Source organism: Pseudomonas sp. ADAK21 (genome assembly GCF_012935735.1).
GTDB classification, from domain to species: Bacteria; Pseudomonadota; Gammaproteobacteria; order Pseudomonadales; family Pseudomonadaceae; genus Aquipseudomonas; species Aquipseudomonas proteolytica.
Window position 1 is genome coordinate 5,280,335 of record NZ_CP052857.1, and the last position, 19,371, is coordinate 5,299,705.

A 19,371-nucleotide genomic window follows, 5' to 3' on the forward strand; every position below is an offset into this window, starting at 1 on the left:
TATGCGGTCTGTTCTGAGTGCATCACTTGCGGTGTATCAGCCCAGGCTGCGCTTGTGGCGCAACACCTTGGCGAAAAAGTCCTGGGCAGCCGGCATGGCCTTGATGCCCTGGTGCGCGACGTTGGGCAGCAGGTCAAAATGCACCTGCACACCGGCGGCCTCGAAGCTGGCCTTCAAGGTAGCCAGGCGCTCGGGTCGCGTACGCCCGGCAGCGTTGGCACCGGCCATGAAGTGTTTGCCGCCTTCACGGTGGGTAATTTCCCAGGTTTCGAGGTCTGAATCACCCACCACCATATGCACGGGCAACCGCTGCAAGGCTGGCAGGTTCAATGGTTTGCCAAAGCGCGTGGCAAAGTCCCGCACGCCGACCCACCAGTCCTGATCGGCATCGAGCAGGGTCACCGAACCCGGTGCGCCGATGGACGCCGCCCAGAGTTTTTCGGGGTGCAGGTAGCAGAAGCGATGGGTGAATTGCCCACCACCGGAATAGCCGAACAGTGCAAAGGTATCGAAGCTGCGACCGTAGCGCTTGCCAACGCTGGCAATCATGTCGAGTAGCACTTGGTCGTAACGGATATCGCCTTCGACCATCTGCTTGTAGCCATCACCATTGCCGTCGCCCAACACGCCGACCGGGAACAGCGGCGACAGGATCACACAATCGTTCCAGCGGCCAAATTCCGCGAAACCATTGCGGTAAATCTCCATCGCGCGGGTCGAGCCGTGCAGCGAAACCACCAGGTCTACCGGCCGGGTGCGGTCCTCGATGCTTTCAGGCACATAAAGGGTGTAGGCAAACCGGCTGTCCTCATAGTGGGAGTACACGGTGGTGGCGCCGAGGTGATACACGTTTTTTGCCGCACGTAATGCTGCGTCTTCAGGGCTGATATCTGGATTGCTCATTTGGAAAGTTCGCCGAGTCAGTTCGGACTTGAGTATTGGTCGAGCACTATAAAAAGAAAAACTAATTTAACTTTAATCAGAGTAAACAAAAGCTTTACGATGCCGGCGTACCCATGAGCGCGGGCCTACCCATGAGCAACATTCGTTTCTTCAAGACGTTTATCGCCGTCGCCGAGTACGGCAGCTTTGCCGCCGCCGCCGACCGTGTGGCCCTCACCAACGCCGCCGTCGGCCAGCAAATGCGCGCCCTCGAAGAAGAGATGCGCCGACCGCTGTTCGACCGTAGCCAGCGGCAGATCAAGCTGAGCCGCGATGGCGTGTTGTTGCTGCCCAAGGCCAAGCGCCTGTTGGCGGACTACGAGCAAATGATTGCCGAGGCGCCCGATGGCATGGCCATGGAGGGTGAAGTGTCCATCGGCGGCATTACTTCCGGCATGGGCCTGCTCGCCAATTGCCTGGTGCAACTGAAAAAGCTGCACCCGCGCATATCGGTCAACCTGATGACCGCCCGCTCCGACGAAGTGGTCAACCTGGTCCACGCCGCCAAGCTCGACGCGGCATTGCTGATCGAGACGGCGCGGCAGAACTTCGATGGATTGAGCTGGACCCTGCTCTACAACGAGCCCATCGTCATGCTCGCCAACACCGCCCAGACCGCCGGCATCGACGACGCTGTGGAATTGCTCAGGACCCAGCCGTTCATTCGCTATGACCGCTCCACCGCGGTAGGCCGCAAGGTGCAGTCGATCATCAAGAGCGAATCGGTCGAACCGCTGGAAATCCTCGAACTGAACTCGATCATCGGCATCGCCGACCTGGTGCGCCAGCAAGTTGGCGTGGCGATCGTGCCGCTGCTGAAGAACTTTGACTGGCACAAAGACCCCAGCCTGCGCGTATTACCGCTGCCGGGTGATCTGGCGGTACGCCGTGTGGGGATTTTGGAGCAAGGCACCAAAAGCGCGATTACCGGGGAGATTCGCAAGTTGCTGATGTCGGCGGTGGCGAAGTGACCGTGACCGGGCGGTGGTCTGAGGTTCACCTGAAGAAGCCGAGTTTTTGACCAGACAAGCTGCTGTAGCCCGGGAGAAAAGGATCGCCCTGGAACATTGCGATCCTCTGCCTAGCCCCACCGGGCGATACAGTGCTCAGAACAGCCCCCCTCTCCAAAATCCAGCTTTAAAAACGCGCGCATTTATTACCAGACGATATAAACGACTGTGAAATATGACAGTTACATCCTCGGCGCCGAGCCCGTAGTTTCTGGGTAAAAACAGGGCTACCCCACACAAGGAGAGGATGATGGCGCATAACCCTATGGGCACCGACCCAACCGACGACGAAAACGATCCGATCTTCAATGCGACGACTCAGAAGCGCAATGTCGTCGACCCACGCACCGGTCTATTTGAAGTCTATGTGCCCTTGCCCTCGGTGATCGGCAACGCCGGCAATGGACCGGTCATTGAAATGAGCCTGCACAATACGCCGGTGGTCAATAACGAGGCCGCGCTGGGGGATGGCTGGTTCTATTGCATGACCACTTTCAGCGAGCACCACAAGAAGCTCACGCTGCATTCCGGTGAAGTGTTGGCAATGGAAAAAGATAAAGATCTCAAGCAGTCCGCGATTATTGCGCAATGGAGTGCAGGCAAGTTGACGGTCCAGCGCAGAGGTGGCCGCAAGGAGGTGTTGGCGGCGGTGGGGAACACAGGGATTTATGTGCCCGAATCACTGACCACCGATGGTTACAACAGCCTGACCCTGAGCTGGATGCATACCCCCCATGTCATTGACGGCAGGACCTATTACCAGATCCAGTTGAGCGAAATCCGCGACGCCACCCGCAGCCTGCTCAAGGTGCAATACACCCCCGGCGACCCCGATGCCGCGACGGTCATCAGCGCAGCCAACCTGACGTTCTGGCCCGATGACGCAAGTGAAACCCTGGACTACGCCCTGGCCATCGAAAATTACGCACTCAAATCCGTCAGCCTGGGTGCGACTATCAAAAGCAGTTTCGAGTACGACGATCACCCCACCTGTGGCTGGCTGTTGACCAAAATCACCCACTTCGAGGGGCTCCAGGAGCAGGTGCAATACGAGGACAACGGCCTGACCTTCCCGGACAACCCCCAGTTGTCGGCGTTGCCCTGTGTCAGCACCCATACCCGCACCCCCAACGGTGGCGGGACGCCGGTCATTACCCGGTATGTCTATGAGCGCCAGGATGAAGACAACTACCGCACCATCGTGCGTGAGGGCGATCCGACGATTCGCACGACGACTTATAACTACAACGCAAAACACGACGTCACATCGCAAGTCCTGGTTCAGGGGGCGGCTAAAACCGAAAAAAGATACACGATGCAGGTGCAGGAAGAATTGCTTAGCCGCACGATTTCCACCACCTATACAAAGGCGGGTACAAGCAGGGAGGAAAAAAATGAAAACCGCTTCAATGCTCACTCCATGCTGGTCAAAAACCGGCAAGAAAGAATCACCACGGCACTGGATTACATTCCTGCCCCAGTGGCGATTCCAGGGGGCTCGAGTCACGGCCCCTCAGACAGCGAAAATACATTGCTGAGCTTGCTGAGTTTGATCCGATCAGCGTCAACCCAGCAGACCAACCAAGAAGTCGACACCTCATGGACCCCTATTCAGTTAATCCCTAATGAGTTGTTTCCTTCAACTTATCTGGACACCGAAATCGTCGAGAACCCAGGCCTGCTGGCACTCATTCCAGAACTGTTGCCCGGCTTACTGCCTGAGCTTCTGAACGTCTCAAGTTTCAAGTATCACGCCTACAAAGACATACCAGGCTTGCGCGAGTCGAAAATCAGCAGCACTTTACAAGGAAGCCTCACCTTTGCAGCCCGTTCTGGCGCCGCGCTGATCGGCCAGCGTATCGAGTACTTCGAAGGCGACGACTTTCGCAAGGGCCGCGTGAAGACACTGACCCGTAGCACGCTGGGGACAGGTGACCAGCGACCGATTGCTTCCGACCCCGCGCGTACCTTTGGCTATGTACTGGGCGGGGCCGGTAACACCGAGTTGACCACCACCATCACCGACACCGATGAAACCGGCAAAACCCGAACCTCGTCGCAAACCCAGAGCACCCTCAGTGGGCGCCTGGTGCGCCAGGTGGATGCCGACGGCAACCGGACTGAGTACGCCTACAACAACTTCGGTCAACTGATTACCCTGACCGTCTGCGCCCAAAGCACCACCTATCGTCAGGTCACCACCTATGCCTATCCCGCCCCCGGCCAGATAAAGATCACCGCCCCCAACGGCCAGACGCGCTTGAGCCAATACGACGGCCAGGACCAATTGGTCAGCGAGCACCTGCTGCAGGGTAACCAGAGCAAGCAGACCAAGGCCGTCACCTATGACAGCCTGGGCCGTGAACTGCGCCGGTCCGAGTTCGATTACGACGCTGCCGGGAACCAACTGGTGCACTGGCAGCAAGCGCACTATGACGACTGGAACGAGGTCAGCAGCCAGCGTTACAGCGATGGCCGGCAGACCTTCAACCTGTACGACCCCATCGCCCTGACTCGAGCCCAATGGACCGGCACGGCCACTGACAAGCATGCAATCGTAACGTCCTACAACGTGGACGAGACTATCAAAAAGATTGAATGGAAAGACCAGGCCGGCCAGGTCTACCAGACCCAGACGTTTGGCTACACCCCGTCCAAGCGCGTCAAGCAACTGAAAATCGACAACGAGTTCGGTTTCACCACCCTCGACTACACCTTCGATAGCGCCGGCCGCCTGCTGAAAGAAAGACACAGCGAAAAAGGCCGGGGCCTGCTCGACCTTCCCTTTGTCTACACCTATCACTACACCTACCCAGTGCATTGGCTGTTGCTGGACGCGACGCAGATCGAGATCGAGACGGGTGGCACTCGACAGATCCTGGGCAAGCGCAGCGTTGACAGCTGGGGGCGAGTCACTTCGCTGACCCGAGGCAGTAGCACCGAAACCTATACCTACGACGGTACCAACCATGTGCCGGCAACGACGCTGACCGCCGATGGCCAGGCCCTGAAGCATGACTACATCAAGGAGTTGGGCAATCGCCTGGCCAAGACCAGCACCGCAGACGCCAGTGCACACACGTCTTTTGCCTATGCCTTTGGCATGCAAGATGTTGCGACGGCCAGCGAGGGTGACCGCTTACTGCAATACGACCATGACCTCTATCTGCGGGTCAGCCGACAGCATGTGCAAACCGCGCCCGGCCAGAGCAAGGACCTGCTCTACACCCACTCGCTGGGTTCGCGGCTGCTCAATAGCACCGATGCGCTGGGCAACCAGACCCTGTTCTCGTATAGCTCGACTGGGCAACGCTACGCGGCCAACAACTTTCATTTCACCACCAGTCATTCCTACGATGACCAGGGGCGGTTTAATGAAGAAATCATTGCTGGGCCCTATAACCTCGCGCCCGCGTCACCCGTCACCTTTCTTGTGAAGTACACCCACGACTCCCAGCAGCGCGAAACCCGCCGCCACTTCACCCTCAGCGGCCAAGTCGACCTGCTGCTGGAAAATACCTACTACGCCGACGACAAACTCAAGTCGGTGCAGTTGAAACAGGGCGCCACTGTGTTGGGCTCGCGCAGCCTGACCTATACCCCCGCAGGCCGCCTCAAGTCCTGTACCACCACCGGCGTCTGGCGGCCCAAGACGCCCACGCACAAAGCCATCGACAAGCAGGAATTTACTTACGATGCACTGGGTGACGTCCTCACCTGCGTGACCACCTTTGGCACCGCGAAAAACACCGCCACCTACACCTACGACGCGCTTAATGGCTACCGTTTGGTCAAAGTCATGAACAGCCATGGGGATTACACCGCGTCTGCCACGTTGAGTTATGACGCCACCGGGCGGCTAACCCAGGACCAGTCGGGCAAGACCTACAGCTATGACTGGCTGGGCCGGCTGATCCGGGCCGGGAGCACACATTATCGTTACGATCCGGCCAGCCGCCTGATGACCCGTGATGAGGGCACAGGCCCCCAACAGGTGCTCTACGACGGACTCAAGGCCTGCGGCGACTATTCGCCTGGGACCAACGCCAACAGCCGCAACCTCAACCCTGGCAGCACCGCCTGTACCGCGCAACGGGTCAAGCGCTCAGGCGTCGAGCGCACACTGTTCGAGCTGCGGGACAGGAGTGGCAGCGTGTTGGCCAGCTACGACGTACAGGCACAAACCCTCAAGCACCACGCCTACACCGCCTATGGCGAACACTTTTCCGATGAACCCGACTCGCTGCTGGGCTTCAACGGTGAATACCGTGACGTCCAGTACCCCCTGGGGATGGGCGTGCGCTGGTATGACGCCGCCAGCATGCGCTTTAACGCCCCCGATGAACTGAGCCCGTTCGGCAAAGGTGGGCCTAATCTCTATGCCTACTGTGCCGAAGGCGATCCCGTGAATTATCAGGACCCCACTGGGCACTTTTCCGTGGACAAGCGGCTACGGGAGATCTGGGGGGACACGCTGCCAGAGCCGTTGGGATTCAAGGGAGGAGAAGGAGCGTTGATTAACACGTTGCTATGGGGAGGGATCGGCGTGATGACCGCAGTGATGACAGGCGGTACCTCGCTGTTGCTGACAGCGGCCCTTGTCGGGCTCGCCGCGACCTCGCTGGCCACCGGCGTCACCTCCGTGCTGGTCGCAGACAATGACCCCGACGCGTCAAGCATCCTGGCCTGGGTGTCACTGGGCACCGGAGCATTAGGCGGCCTGGGAACACTGGCGGGCAAAGCAGCGCAGTTGACCGGGTACCTGGGACGGTCGTTACCGGCAGTCGCCAGGGATCTGATCAGCAAGGCATCCAGGGCGGTGATCAGCCCGCTGAAGCAGTCCAGCCTGGGCCGGGGACTTGAACGCTTTTGGGTAAAAGTACTGCCCAAGCCCGCCCTCGCCACGAGCGCTTACTACATTGAAAGCTCACTGACGTCACAAAAGGGGCTTTCTGGACTGTTCGACCTCGGTGATGCCAATACGCTCTCGTTCGTAACCTCCGGCGTCCTGGGAAATCTGGGGCTCCTGGAGTCAGAACCCGCTCAACTGGCCGACACATTCGTCGGTGATATCACCTGGCTGCCCTTCGGCAGTTGGGGCGGGTTATGGCTGACGATCAGGGGCCGCTGACGCAGGTCCCAGGTGCAACCAAGGGAGCAGGGCCTGACGCCCTGCCCGCTTGGTGTTGTGCGTCAATGTCTGCAGGTAAAACGCGAATCAGCCGAGGTCACCACCGCCTACCGGCAAGGTCACGCCGGTGATATAGGAGGCTTCGTCAGAGGCCAGGAACAGGATTGCGCCCACTTGTTCGTCGATGTTGGCGTAGCGCTTCATCAGGCTGCTATCCAGGGTCTGGTCGACGACCTGCTGGTACCACACGCGCTCCTGCTCGCTCTGCGGCTGGTTATTGCGCGGGATGCGCCGCGGCGGTGCCTCGGTGCCACCGGGCGCGGTGGCGTTGACGCGGATACCACTGCCAGCGGTTTCCAGCGCCAGGCAGGCGGTCAGGGCATTCACCCCGCCCTTGGCCGCGCCATAGGGCACGCGATTGATCCCGCGCGTGGCGACCGAAGACACATTGACGATGGCGCCGCTGCCCTGCTCCAGCATGTAGGGCAGCACGCAATGGCAGCACCACAGGGTGGGGAACAGCGAGCGGCGCACTTCGGCTTCGATTTGCGCCACCTCGTAGTACTCAAAGGGCTTGGCCCAGATGGTCCCGCCGACGTTGTTGATCAGAATGTCGATGCGCCCGAACCGTACCTTGGCGGCGGCCATTACCTCGGCACACTCGGCATGCTGCTCAAGGTCGGCGGTCAGGGTCAGCACCTGGGCGTGCTGCAACTCGTGCACCAGTTCCGAGCGATCGACGGCGACCACCCAGGCGCCCTCCCCAAGCAACCGTTCGGCAACGCGCCGGCCGATGCCCTGGGCGGCACCGGTGACCAGCGCAACCTTGGCGTCAAAACGTGGAGTCATGCTGATTTCCTCAGGCCGCATCAGAGCTGGCGACAACGTTGGGGGTAAATTTCTCGTAATGAAAACTGGCTGGGGTCACACCCATCTGCTTGAAGTGCTGGCGCACCGCATCAACCATCGGCGGCGGCCCGCACAGGTAAACGTCCACATCACCGCCATTGAGAACGTCGCTGGCCATATGCTGGGTGACATAGCCCTGGCGTGGGTGCGCGGTCTGCGGGTCGGCCACGCAGGTGACAAGCGTGAGGTTGGGCAACCGCCCGGCGAAGGCCTCCAGGGCCTCGACCAGCACCAGGTCCTGATCCCGGGTCACGCCATAAATCAGCGTAATCGGCCGGGTTTCCCCACGCAGGGCCAGCACTTCAAGCATCGACAGAAACGGTGCCAGGCCGGTGCCGCCGGCCAATAGCAGCAGCGGTCGCTGCACCTCTCGCAGGTAAAAACTGCCCAACGGCCCGGTCATCGCTACGCTATCGCCCGGTTGGGCACGCTCCAGCCAGCCGCTCATCAACCCGCCCGGTACATGCTTGATCAGGAAACTGGCGTGGGTGTCGCCAGGGCGGCTGCTGAATGAATAGGCGCGCGTCTGCCCGCTGTCGGGCACGCCGATATTCACGTACTGGCCTGGGAGAAACACCGGAGCCTGATCCAGTTCGAAACTCACCTGCAATGCTGCATCGGCGTGGCGGGTGATGCCGGCCAGCGTCGCGACAAACTGCGTAGTGCCGGTCTTGCATGCACTGGACGGCACGGGCACGGCAATCACGCAATCGGACTGCGGCACCATCTGGCAGGTCAGTACCTGGCGCTCCTGGGCTTCGTCCGCGCTCAGGGCGTCTTTGATATAGTCGTCGCCCAAGTCGTAGGCGCCGGTTTCACAGCGGCATTTGCAGGTGCCGCAGACGCCATCCGAGCAATCCATGGGCAGGTTGATGCGTTGGCGAAAGGCGGCGTCGAGCACCTTCTCTCCCACCTTGCAGTCGATGAAGCGGGTCACGCCATCTTCGAAGTTCAGGGCAATGGCATACGTCATGGCGGTGTCCTCAGATGTGGTAGATGTCGATGACCTGGTGGATGTAATCGTTTTTCAGCACCACCTTCTTGCGCGTGATCAGCGGCTGCTCGCCGCGTATATCCAAGGCATAGAACGAGGTGCCGAAGTAGCTGTCGGTGGTCTTGTAGCGGTGGCTGAGGGTATGCCAATTGAAGCGCAGCTCGACCTGGGCACCATCGTCGGCCAGCACTTCGAGGTTGCACAGCATGTGCACGGTGCGTGGCTCGGGCGTGCTGGCGCTGGAGCGCTCGGTCTTGATGCGGAAGATGCGGTCTTCCAGGCCGTCACGGCTGGGGTAGTAGATCAGCGAGATTTCGCTGTGCGGGTCTTCGGTGAGGGTGTCGTAGTCATCCCAGGCGGGCATCCAGAACTGCGCCTTGGGGGAATAACACGCCAGCCATTCATCCCATTGGCGGTCATCCAGCAGGCGCGCTTCGCGGTAGAGAAAGTCCAGCAGGCGCTCACGGGACAGGCTCATGGCTGCACCTCCCGGTCGCTGGCGATCAGGCCTTGCTGTTCACGCTCGATCGCGCGCTGCAGGCTCTGGGCCCAATGCGCATGCTGGCGTACGAACAAGCCTTCGTCTTCGGTCTTCACCCCGCTCAGTTGCGGCTGCATGCCCATGGCCCTGGCGTTGTCGTCCGCCCCCTCGACCCACTGCTTGGCACCCCGGCTCAGGTCATTCCACAAGGTGCTCGCGCCCTGGTAGCCGGTCTGGCAGGCACGGAACTCTTCCAGGTCATCTGGAGTGCCCATGCCGCTGACGTTGAAGAAGTCTTCGTACTGACGGATCCGCGTCGCCCGCTCCTGGGGGCTTTCGCCAATCGGCGCCATGCAATAGATCGTCACCTCGGTTTTGTCCACCGCCAGCGGCCGCACCACGCGGATCTGTGTGGAGAACTGGTCCATCAGGTACACGTTGGGGTAGAGGCACAGGTTGCGGGTCTGGTCGACGATAAAGTCGGCGCGTTCCTGGCCCAGGCGCTCGGCCAATGCCGCGCGGTGGGCATGTACCGGCCGCACCTCGGGGTTGAGCAGGCGCGTCCACAGCAGGATATGCCCATGATCGAAGGCGTAGACCCCGCCCAGGCTTTTCGACCAGCCATTGGCATCGACGGTGCGCGTGCCTTCGGCCTCGTAATTGCGCCGACCCATGGTTGCCGAGTAGTTCCAGTGCACAGAGCTGACGTGGTAGCCATCGGCGCCGTTCTCGATCTGCAGCTTCCAGTTGCCGTCGTAGACATAGGACGAACTGCCGCGCAGCACCTCCAGGCCCAGGGGCGCCTGGTCGACCATCTGGTCGATGATGACTCGGGTTTCGCCCAGGTAATCGCTCAGTTCCGGCACCGCCTCGCTGAGGCTGCCGAACAAAAAGCCGCGGTAGTTTTCAAAGCGCGCCAGGCGCTTGAGGTCGTGGGAACCCTCGCAGTCGAAGCTGTCCGGGTAGGCGCCGGTCTTCCCATCCTTGACCTTGAGCAGCTTGCCGGCGTTGCTGAACGTCCAGCCGTGGAATGGGCAGGTGAATGAGCCTTTGTTCCCCTGTTTGCGCCGGCACAGCATGGCGCCACGGTGGGCACAGGCGTTGACCAGGCCATGCAGGGTGCCCTGTTTGTCGCGGGTGATGACCACCGGTTGGCGGCCGATCCAGGTGGTGTAGTAGTCGTTGATCTCGGCCACTTGGCTTTCATGGGCCAGGTAGATCCAACCGCCTTCGAAGATGTGCTTGATCTCGAGAGCAAACAGGTCGGGGTCGGTAAAAATGTCGCGGCGGCAGCGAAACACCCCGGTCGCGGGGTCTTCCTGGACGGACTCGCGCAGTTGTACGGCGAGGCGGTCGAGTGTACTGGTCATGGGGCAGGCCCTCCGTTGTTCTTGTATCAGGCGCCCTCACCGTACGTGTTCGTCCCCTGCCCCAATATCCACTTCCTGCAAATCTGTATCCGGCTGGCGCAAGCGGCTCAGCGATGGCGCCTCCAGGTCTGCGAAGGCAGCTCGCCAAAGCGTTTGCGATAGGCCTCGGAAAAACGCCCCAAGTGCACAAAGCCATGGTCCAGCGCCACCTCGGTCACGCTACGCGCGCTGGACAGTTGCAGGCGCGCATGCACCCGTTCCAACTTGCGCCGGCGCACATAGTCACGGGGCGACAGGCCGACCTGACGCTCGAACAGGCTATACAGCGAACGCTCGCTGACCTTGGCCACGGCCATCAGTTGCTCGATGCAGATGTCTTCGCTCAAGTGCTCCTCGATAAACTCGCGCACCGCCTCGAAGCCGCCGCCTTGACCCGCCTGGGGCACCACCCGCAACACGTTACTGGCCAACAGCGCCAACAGCTTATTGGCCACGATCCGCTCGTACAGGCCTTGTACTTGCGGCTCGGCGGCGTTTTCCGCCTCGTGGCAGATCAACCCGAGCAACTGTAGGAAGCCGTCCATTTCACTCAACGCATGGCGCGCCGCGGCAAACCGGATACCCGCTTGGGGCAGTGTCCAGTGCTGCGCCAGGCAAGCGTTTTCCAGCAGGCGCACCGGCAACTTGATGATGAATTTTTCGCAATCGGCGGAATAGGTCAGGTCCACCGGGTCATCGGGATTGATCAGCAGGCTCTCGCCCGGCCCGAAGATAAGCTCCTCACCCCGGGAATTGGAGCGGCAGTGGCCTGTCAGCAGGATCTGCAGGTGGTAAATGGTTTCCAGCGCCACCGACGTGACCTGCACCGGCGCGCCGTAGCTGATACGGCACAAGTCCAGGCTGGAAAAAGTCCGGTGGCTGATACTCGCCATGGGCCGGCCCTTGGGCGGCAGGCGGATACAGTGGCTGCCCACATGCTGATTGACGTAATCCGACACGGCATAGGCATCGGCACCCTGGAAAATCTGGCTGCGCTCACTCAATAGCACGGTCATGGTGCGCCTCTTTATAGTTATTGGCCTCAGGCTGAGGCGTGGCGTGGCGAGCGTCCAATATGGATAAGGTCTAAAGGGATACCCTGGAGGTATGGTGGACTGATTGCGGCTTGATAATGCGCACTAGCCCGGGCATCAGGCGGCGGGCCACCGACTGCATGGCGACACGTCTTGATACGTGTTGGCCGATGTCGACTTGCGGAGAGGGGGTCCCCCGCTGGACTGCGCAGCAGCCCCGAAAACAGCCACCTTGGTATATCTGGCAGAACGGGGTGAGGCTATTGGGGCGGCTTCGCCGCCCAGCGCGGGGCAAGCCCGCTCGCCACAGGTCAGTACTGGCCCTTAATTCAGGGCAATTGGCCAAACAGCTGTTTTTGAAAGGTATGGGCCAAAGACGAAATGAGCCTACGACTGAGTAGGTAATGATTCGCTCATTTGCGTGTGACATACCGCCAGAATTTCATCGGCCAACGCCGAGTCGTCAGGACAGGCGCGCGACAACATGATCGCACCGACCGCGCGCGCCAGCAGGTCGATCATCTTCGCCCTCGCCTCCCCCGGCGCCGCATCCGGCCCGGTCGGGTATTTTTCACCGAGCGTTTGCAACATGTGCTCGATACCTTCAGCGAAGGCCGATTTCAACTCGGTGGACTGACGCGCCGCGTCACCGCACAACGCTGCCATGGTGCAACCCGTGGAGCGCCCGTCGCGATGCTCCCTGGACACGTACACGTCAATGAAATCCTTCACGCTCATGGCTTCGGCGCTGGCCAATGACTGCGCAAGACTGTTGGCCGACGCTTGCGCCATCAGGTCAGCCTTCGAGCCAAAATGTTTGTAGAAACCGCCGTGGGTAAAACCGGCGGCGGCCATCAGGTCGGCCACGCCGACACCATCAAAACCGCGCTCGCGAAACACCTTTGAGGCTGTTTCGACAATGTGCTCCCGATTTGCCTGGGCCTGGACCTTGGACACTCGCATATTCGATACCTCTGCACCGCTGAAATTCATCAGCCGATCATACATAGATGCTGATCATAATCAAAACTGTTGACAGCTTAGATTTCGATCATCATCCTAAATGCCAGCGACATGCCCACCGAATCAGGTTTATCGCTGCAGCAATCCCAATCCATATTCCAGACCAAGAGCCCACATCATGACTACTCGCCCTACCGTTCTTATCACTGGTGCGTCCACTGGCATCGGCGCGGTTTACGCCGAGCGTTTCGCCCAACGCGGGCACGACCTGGTGTTGGTCGCCCGCGACCATTCGCGCCTGGAAACGCTGGCTGCGACGTTGCGTGGCGAACACAGCGTCGCCATTGAAGTGCTTCAGGCCGACCTGACTCAACTCAGCGACCTGCACACCGTCGAAGCGCGCCTGCGTGATGACGCGCGCATTGGCATCCTCGTCAACAATGCCGGCGCCGCACAGTCCGGCACGTTCATCGAGCAAAGCACGGATAGTGTTGCGCAACTGGTGGCCCTCAACACCACCGCGTTGGTGCGGTTGGCCAGCGCCATCGCACCACGCCTGGCCAAAGCAGGTGAAGGCGCGATCATCAATATCGGCTCCGTGGTGGGGCTGGCACCGGAGTTCGGCATGTCGGTCTATGGGGCGACCAAGGCGTTTGTGCTGTTCCTTTCCCAAGGCCTGAGCCTGGAGCTTTCGCCTCAGGGGGTTTACGTGCAAGCCGTATTGCCAGCCGCCACCCGCACAGAGATCTGGGACCGCGCCGGTATCGACATCAATACCTTGAGCGAAATCATGGAAGTGGGTGATTTGGTCGATGCGGCGCTGGTCGGCTTCGATCGTCGCGAACCGGTGACCATTCCCGCGCTGCAGGAAGGCGAGCGCTGGGATGCCCTGCAAACCGCACGTCAGGGCCTTTTGTCGCAAATCAGGCAGTCCACCGTGGCGCAACGCTATTTGACGCAAGTCTGACGATTATCGAGCCGGCCGGCCTCACCCCACTCTCGATCCACCGACAAGGGCAGCTGCAACATGAAGGCATTTTTTATCGAACGCTACGGCAAGCAGAGCGCAATGATTGGCGACATGCCTGACCCTGCGGTGGGTGTGCACGACGTGCTGATCCAGGTGCATGCGACAAGCGTGAACCCGTTGGACTCGAAGATTAAAACGGGGGACTTCAAACTGATCCTGCCCTATACCTTTCCATTGGTACTGGGCAACGACCTGGCCGGAGTGGTCATTCGCACAGGCGCGGCGGTGGAGCGATTCAAGCCGGGCGACGAAGTCTACGCACGTCCCCCGGAGGCTCGGATCGGGACGTTTGCCGAACTGATTGCCGTGGACGAAAACGCCCTCGCGCTAAAGCCGGCGAACCTGGACATGGCCCAAGCGGCGTCCATCCCCTTGGCTGCCTTGACGGCCTGGCAGGCGCTGGTCGAGACCGCCCAACTGAAAAAAGGCCAAAAGGTGCTGATTCATGCCGGATCCGGCGGTGTCGGCACGCTGGCCATTCAACTTGCCAAACACCTCGGGGCCTTCGTCGCGACCACCACCAGCACGGCGAACGTCCAATGGGTGAAAGCACTCGGGGCGGATGTGGTGATTGATTACACACATCAGGATTTTGCACACGAGTTGCGCGATTTCGACGTGGTGTTGCACAGCCTCGGCACCGCGCTACTGGATAAGTCGCTCAAGGTGCTCAAGCCGGGCGGACAGCTTATTTCCCTTTCGGGGCCGCCGACTGCGCAATTTGCCCAAGCGCAAGGCTTGTCCTGGGTGCTGGGGCAAGTGATGCGCCTGCTGAGCAGCGGCATTCGCAGGAAAGCGCGCAAACAGGGGGTGAACTATGCATTTTTGTTTATGCGTGCCAACGGGACACAACTGCAGAAAATCACTTCGCTTATCGAGACAGGTGTCATCAAGCCGGTCATTGACCGAACGTTCCCTTTTGAGTCCATAGCCGAGGCGCTGCGGTACGTCGAACAGGGCAGATCGAGAGGCAAAGTCACCGTGACAATCAGGTAAGCGCCGATCAATCTCGCGGAGCCGGGCCAGTCGAACTTCCAATGCTTGCGAGAAAAATCCTGGTGTCCCGATTGGACCGCAGATGAACCACACGGCAAGCGGCTGGTGCAGTTGCCACGAGGTGCTGCATCTTTGCCCGTGCTGATTTTTTCGTCCGCCACATGAATGCAAAAAACTCCGGCAGGTTCGCCAGCATTTCGGGGCAGTTCTCGGGCAAGTCAGGCCGAGACTTCCCGCGATGGAGTAGTGCTCTGAGCAGGACGCGCAAAAATCGAAGCGGCGCTGAACGATCAATCCAGATCAAAAGATCTGCACGGGCCACTCGGTTGTCCCACGTGGCTGAATGGCCACCCTCGAATATCCAGTTATCGCGGGCCTCGACCTCAAGACAAAGCCGCGTCTTCTCGTCCCAGGTTCGTTCAACCCATCCTGGCTGCCAGTGGATAGTGTCGATATGAACCACTGGCAATCCGGTGCACTGGCCAAGCTTACGCGCCAACGTGCTTTTGCCAGACCCAGGTTGGCCCACAATCATCACCCGTTGCATACAAACTCCTTGTCGATGGGCCGCAACACTACTCAACCATAAGCCCTCGACGCACGCGCCCCGCTCTTTTGTAGGCTCTTACCACCGTATTGGTCTCACAAGAAATGATCCCCTCCAAGGCGCCCATCCGCGTGGTTGAGACGCTCCACAGATCATGAATATCACGACACAAGACATGCCAAAACAACTGTGAACCGCCACTGGTACCAAACAGGCAACGCGTGTGTTCATCCTTTGCCAGCGCCTGGGCGATACCCTCTGCCGCACCCGGTCGGGTTTGGAGCGACACAATCGCCTCGACCCCGTAGCCCACCAACAGAGGCTCCAGTTCCACGCGAAATGTCAGGGCATTACTGTCGACCAGCCCACTTAGCATGCGCTGGACCTTGGGCTCACTGACGCCGCAGGTTTCGGCAAGCACGCCCAGGCTGGCCCTTCCATCGAGCATTAACGCGCCCAGTAGCCGCATTTCGTCAGCACTCAGGCTTACCGGCCCGGCCAGCACCGGCTCAGTCGGCACCGAACCATCGATACGCCAGCGACTGGCTCGCCTGAACGATCTGAGTACCACTTGGGTTTGCACCTGCCTTACCCCCGGCACCAGCGGCAACTCCTGCACCACCATGTCAGAAAGCGCTTCCACACTGGGTAAGTTGATCTCGGTGAAGATGTCGAACTCTCCCGTTGTCGCCATGACCACCTGGGTCTGCGGCAACTGCGCCAGATGCTCCGCCACTTCCCGCTGGCGCCCGTCGGCTACCCGGATCCATGCATGCAGCACCGGGCCGCTCCCGACGACAACCGGATCGAGCTCGCCGATGACCCGGATGTAACCACTGTCCATCAAGCGTTGCAGGCGCCGCGACAGCGTACGCTCCGCCACATCGCAGCAGGCACTCAGATCCCGCCAGGTGCCACGAGGGTTGGCTTGCAGTGCAATCAGGCAGGCCAGATCCGTTTCATCCAGCGCAACATGTCTTTTTTCATCCGTATCAACGGTTGACGAGACCATATTCTTACAATACCTTCGATCAAGTGGCTAAATTAAAACAAAACAAGGCCGCACATGTCTAAAAATAATTAAAATTCAAACCCAAAGGCACAAGCCAATGAATTATGCGACTCAAACGTCCCACGCGGCAAAGCCGCAGGTATCAACCGCGCGCAAAATTGCTGCTGGCAGCATTGGCAATGCGGTGGAGTGGTTTGACTGGACGATCTATGCGTCGTTCGCGGTGTTCTTTTCTACCCAATTCTTTCCGAAAACTGACGAAACGGCGTCATTGCTAGCGACTTTCGCTATTTTCGCCGTAGGTTTCTTCATGCGTCCCATCGGTGGCTGGGCCCTGGGGATCTACTCTGATCGCTATGGCCGCAAATCAGCGCTGGGCGTCACCATCATGCTGATGGCCGGCGGCTCCCTGATGATCGGCATAACCCCCACCTACGAGCAGATCGGCCTGCTGGCGCCGGTTTTGCTGGTGATCGCGCGACTGATGCAAGGCTTGTCGCTGGGCGGTGAATACGCGTCAGCCTCTACTTACCTTGCCGAGTTGGCGCCAGACCACCGTCGCGGCTTCTTTTCGAGCTTTGTATTCTTTAGTTCCGCTGCGGGCATTCTGACCGCTTCGGCGATTGGCTGGGCACTGACCACCGTCCTCACCGACGAGCAGATGAGGGAGTTCGGCTGGCGCATTCCGTTCTTGCTCGGCGCCTTGGGCGGTATCGCAGGCATTTGGCTGCGTATGTCGGTGCCTGAAGCGCAAGCCTCAACGCAAAAAACCAAGCAGGTAGAGAAGCAACCGCTGCGCACCCTGCTGCGTGATTATCCGCGCGAAACCCTGCGGATCGTGGGCTTTTCGATCCTCAGCACCTTTGCCTTTTACCTGTTCGTCATCTACATCCCGACCTATGCCATCCGAGCACTGCACGTGGAGTCCTCCACAGCCTTTGCGGCGAATACAGTGGCAATGGTCGCGTTCATGCTCGTGCACCCACTCTTCGGCATGCTCTCGGACAAGTTCGGGCGCAAGCCGCAACTGATCGCTTTTGCCCTGGGTTACCTGCTGTTCTTCTACCCGATTATCACCAGCATGCAGCCGACGTTCTCATCGATCCTGATGGTGGAGTTGTTCGGCCTGTTGCTCTACGCGCTTTATACCTCGATTGCGCCCGCAATCATGTCTGAACAATTCCCCAGCAGCGTTCGCGCCGTCGGCATTGGTGCGCCCTACAACCTGATGGTGGCATTGCTCGGCGGTACCACGCCTTATCTGCTGACCTGGCTGCAGAGCCACGGTCAAGAGAGCTGGTTCTTCTATTACGTGCTCGCAGGCGCCGCGCTCACCCTGATTACGTTCATCAAAATGCCAGAAACAGCCGGGAAACCACTGAAATAGCCACTGGCTCGAACACCGCGATGCGATCCCCGTGAACGACGGTCGAACACGGGGATACCGACCCACATATCTTAGATAGAAATTATGCGCGAACCATCCGAAGCCCTTTGTTTCCAGACTGCCCTGCAGATTGCCCATCTGATCGCTACCCGGCAGACCACCTCACGCGCGGTCACGCAGTACTTTCTGGACCGTATTGCTTGCAGCAGTGCGCTTAACGCCTTCACCGTAGTCTTCGCCGAGCAGGCCCTGGCGGCAGCCGATGCCGCCGACCGCGCGCTCGATACCGGACACACATTGAGTCCACTGCATGGCGTACCGGTTGCCATCAAGGACAATATCGAGATCGCCAACACCCTGGCGTCGGCAGGTTCGTTGAGCCGTCTGACCACGATCAGCGCCGTGACCAGCACCGTCGCGCAACGATTACAAGCGGCCGGCATGGTGATCGTGGGCAAGACCCAGATGACCGAGTTTGCCTTCGGTTTATCCGGGCAGAATCCGACCCGAGGCACGCCCTGGAACCCCTGGGACGCCAAGCTGCATCGCGCGCCGGGCGGATCCTCTTCAGGCGCGGCGGTTGCTGTTGCAGCAGGCCTGGTCCCGATTGCAGTGGGTGGTGATACCGGCGGATCGATACGGGCTCCCGCATCGCTGAATCACTTGGTCGGCTTCAAACCGTCCAGCGGGCTCATCAGCCTGGACGGTGTCGTGCCACTCGCTCCCAGCCTGGACGTGCTGGGCCCAATCGCCCGCGACGTTTACGATGCCCACACACTTACCGCCATCCTTGCCAGCCCTTCTACGGACAATGGGTTGAACGTTCAGGCTGAACTTGCAAGTGGGCTGGTGCAACCCCAGCCGGGCACAGTGTTGGTACTGGACCAGAGTGCGTTCCCCTGTGCCCTGTCCATTGGCGCCCGCAGGGTGTGGGATCAAGCCTTGGCCAAGCTGGGCACGGCCGGCTGGACGCTGGAGTACTGGGTTCCAGATGATGAGTTAGCGATCGGTCGGCTTTCCGAATGCAACTCGATGATCATTGCTTATGAGGGGTATCGCGAGTTTGGTCACCTTGCACATGACCCCGAACAACTGCTCTGGAAGGTTGTACGCAATCGAATCCTTGCCGGCGCGGATATCAGCCGTGATGCCTACGAAAGCGCCGTTGCACAGCGTGCATACGCAGCCGAGGCATTCACCCGAGCGATCGGCTCATCCGGGGCTCTATTGATGCCTGTCAGCGGCCATGGGGCCCTGCCCCTTGATGACCAGGACGCTGATCACGCCAGTATTGGCAAGTTCAGTCGAGCCAGTAACTACCTCGGCACGCCGGCAATCGCCCTCCCCGCCGGATTCGACGAAGCACAGATGCCGATTGGCGTGCAGTTGCTATCCCCGGTATTTACCGACATGCATTTGCTGAACATCGCGAGCGCGATGGCACCTGCGCTGTTACTTGATGAGCGCAGGCCTGAGCTTGGGCGATGGGGGCTTTAAGCATCGCGTGCCAAACTCGCGTACTACCA

At 59.9% G+C, this 19,371-nt stretch carries 15 protein-coding genes; 6 read left to right on the forward strand and 9 right to left on the reverse strand.

Annotation, left to right across the window (positions count from 1 at the left end; all coding sequences use genetic code 11):
* Window positions 1-36: 36 nt before the first annotated feature.
* On the reverse strand, window positions 37-903 hold the full coding sequence (locus tag HKK57_RS23715) for a hydrolase (RefSeq protein ID WP_070994931.1): 867 nt from the start codon (window positions 901-903) through the stop codon (window positions 37-39).
* A 131-nt stretch (window positions 904-1,034) separates the two neighbouring features.
* Here HKK57_RS23715 and HKK57_RS23720 point away from each other — a divergent pair, with 131 nt between their 5' ends.
* On the forward strand, window positions 1,035-1,913 hold the full coding sequence (locus tag HKK57_RS23720; protein WP_029290644.1) for a LysR family transcriptional regulator: 879 nt from the start codon (window positions 1,035-1,037) through the stop codon (window positions 1,911-1,913).
* 289 nt (window positions 1,914-2,202) lie between these two features.
* Window positions 2,203-7,083, forward strand: coding sequence for an RHS repeat domain-containing protein (locus HKK57_RS23725; RefSeq protein WP_169390898.1), 4,881 nt, complete (start codon window positions 2,203-2,205; stop codon window positions 7,081-7,083).
* 87 nt (window positions 7,084-7,170) lie between these two features.
* On the opposite strand, the gene HKK57_RS23730 is transcribed toward HKK57_RS23725, so the two are convergent.
* The 6 genes from HKK57_RS23730 to HKK57_RS23755 form a co-directional block, all read right to left on the reverse strand.
* Window positions 7,171-7,932, reverse strand: a complete 762-nt coding sequence (locus HKK57_RS23730) for a 1,6-dihydroxycyclohexa-2,4-diene-1-carboxylate dehydrogenase (RefSeq protein WP_169390899.1) — start codon at window positions 7,930-7,932, stop codon at window positions 7,171-7,173.
* Between the two features lie 10 nt (window positions 7,933-7,942).
* A complete protein-coding gene (benC, locus tag HKK57_RS23735) occupies window positions 7,943-8,965 on the reverse strand; it encodes a benzoate 1,2-dioxygenase electron transfer component BenC (RefSeq protein ID WP_169390900.1) in 1,023 nt (340 codons plus the stop codon).
* A 10-nt stretch (window positions 8,966-8,975) separates the two neighbouring features.
* Entirely contained in the window at window positions 8,976-9,464 is a 489-nt protein-coding gene (benB, locus tag HKK57_RS23740) for a benzoate 1,2-dioxygenase small subunit (RefSeq protein ID WP_070994934.1), read from the reverse strand.
* On the reverse strand, window positions 9,461-10,837 hold the full coding sequence (locus HKK57_RS23745) for a Rieske 2Fe-2S domain-containing protein (protein ID WP_092236561.1): 1,377 nt from the start codon (window positions 10,835-10,837) through the stop codon (window positions 9,461-9,463). Before HKK57_RS23745 ends, benB begins: the two co-directional genes overlap by 4 nt.
* Before the next feature lie 107 nt (window positions 10,838-10,944).
* Window positions 10,945-11,892, reverse strand: coding sequence for an AraC family transcriptional regulator (locus tag HKK57_RS23750; protein WP_169390901.1), 948 nt, complete (start codon window positions 11,890-11,892; stop codon window positions 10,945-10,947).
* 405 nt (window positions 11,893-12,297) lie between these two features.
* Entirely contained in the window at window positions 12,298-12,873 is a 576-nt protein-coding gene (locus tag HKK57_RS23755; protein WP_169390902.1) for a TetR/AcrR family transcriptional regulator, read from the reverse strand.
* A gap of 178 nt (window positions 12,874-13,051) precedes the next feature.
* On the opposite strand from HKK57_RS23755, the gene HKK57_RS23760 reads away from it, so the two are divergent.
* Both HKK57_RS23760 and HKK57_RS23765 read left to right on the forward strand, forming a co-directional pair.
* Window positions 13,052-13,840, forward strand: coding sequence for an SDR family NAD(P)-dependent oxidoreductase (locus tag HKK57_RS23760; protein WP_092236557.1), 789 nt, complete (start codon window positions 13,052-13,054; stop codon window positions 13,838-13,840).
* Window positions 13,841-13,900: 60 nt separating this feature from the next.
* Window positions 13,901-14,899, forward strand: coding sequence for an NADP-dependent oxidoreductase (locus HKK57_RS23765; RefSeq protein WP_169390903.1), 999 nt, complete (start codon window positions 13,901-13,903; stop codon window positions 14,897-14,899).
* 7 nt (window positions 14,900-14,906) lie between these two features.
* Here the strand turns inward: HKK57_RS23765 and HKK57_RS27105 are convergent, their stop codons facing one another.
* Window positions 14,907-15,446 carry an ATPase AAA gene (locus HKK57_RS27105; protein ID WP_029290620.1) on the reverse strand — a complete coding sequence of 180 codons (540 nt, stop codon included), beginning with the start codon at window positions 15,444-15,446 and terminating at the stop codon, window positions 14,907-14,909.
* Window positions 15,447-15,474: 28 nt separating this feature from the next.
* On the reverse strand, window positions 15,475-16,458 hold the full coding sequence (locus HKK57_RS23770; RefSeq protein WP_050492663.1) for an Lrp/AsnC family transcriptional regulator: 984 nt from the start codon (window positions 16,456-16,458) through the stop codon (window positions 15,475-15,477).
* A gap of 97 nt (window positions 16,459-16,555) precedes the next feature.
* On the opposite strand from HKK57_RS23770, the gene HKK57_RS23775 reads away from it, so the two are divergent.
* Window positions 16,556-17,845 carry an MFS transporter gene (locus tag HKK57_RS23775; RefSeq protein WP_029290616.1) on the forward strand — a complete coding sequence of 430 codons (1,290 nt, stop codon included), beginning with the start codon at window positions 16,556-16,558 and terminating at the stop codon, window positions 17,843-17,845.
* Window positions 17,846-17,929: 84 nt separating this feature from the next.
* Window positions 17,930-19,342, forward strand: a complete 1,413-nt coding sequence (locus HKK57_RS23780) for an amidase (RefSeq protein ID WP_169390904.1) — start codon at window positions 17,930-17,932, stop codon at window positions 19,340-19,342.
* The last annotated feature ends 29 nt before the right edge of the window (window positions 19,343-19,371 follow it).

Coding starts and splice junctions, on each gene's coding strand:
- HKK57_RS23745 (WP_092236561.1), bottom strand. CDS start 10,837: ATGACCAGTACACTCGACCGCCTCGCCGTACAACTGCGCGAGTCCGTC.
- HKK57_RS23780 (WP_169390904.1), top strand. CDS start 17,930: ATGCGCGAACCATCCGAAGCCCTTTGTTTCCAGACTGCCCTGCAGATT.
- HKK57_RS23765 (WP_169390903.1), top strand. CDS start 13,901: ATGAAGGCATTTTTTATCGAACGCTACGGCAAGCAGAGCGCAATGATT.
- HKK57_RS27105 (WP_029290620.1), bottom strand. CDS start 15,446: ATGCAACGGGTGATGATTGTGGGCCAACCTGGGTCTGGCAAAAGCACG.
- HKK57_RS23770 (WP_050492663.1), bottom strand. CDS start 16,458: ATGGTCTCGTCAACCGTTGATACGGATGAAAAAAGACATGTTGCGCTG.
- HKK57_RS23775 (WP_029290616.1), top strand. CDS start 16,556: ATGAATTATGCGACTCAAACGTCCCACGCGGCAAAGCCGCAGGTATCA.
- HKK57_RS23720 (WP_029290644.1), top strand. CDS start 1,035: ATGAGCAACATTCGTTTCTTCAAGACGTTTATCGCCGTCGCCGAGTAC.
- HKK57_RS23730 (WP_169390899.1), bottom strand. CDS start 7,932: ATGACTCCACGTTTTGACGCCAAGGTTGCGCTGGTCACCGGTGCCGCC.
- HKK57_RS23725 (WP_169390898.1), top strand. CDS start 2,203: ATGGCGCATAACCCTATGGGCACCGACCCAACCGACGACGAAAACGAT.
- HKK57_RS23715 (WP_070994931.1), bottom strand. CDS start 903: ATGAGCAATCCAGATATCAGCCCTGAAGACGCAGCATTACGTGCGGCA.
- HKK57_RS23760 (WP_092236557.1), top strand. CDS start 13,052: ATGACTACTCGCCCTACCGTTCTTATCACTGGTGCGTCCACTGGCATC.
- HKK57_RS23750 (WP_169390901.1), bottom strand. CDS start 11,892: ATGACCGTGCTATTGAGTGAGCGCAGCCAGATTTTCCAGGGTGCCGAT.
- benC (WP_169390900.1), bottom strand. CDS start 8,965: ATGACGTATGCCATTGCCCTGAACTTCGAAGATGGCGTGACCCGCTTC.
- HKK57_RS23755 (WP_169390902.1), bottom strand. CDS start 12,873: ATGCGAGTGTCCAAGGTCCAGGCCCAGGCAAATCGGGAGCACATTGTC.
- benB (WP_070994934.1), bottom strand. CDS start 9,464: ATGAGCCTGTCCCGTGAGCGCCTGCTGGACTTTCTCTACCGCGAAGCG.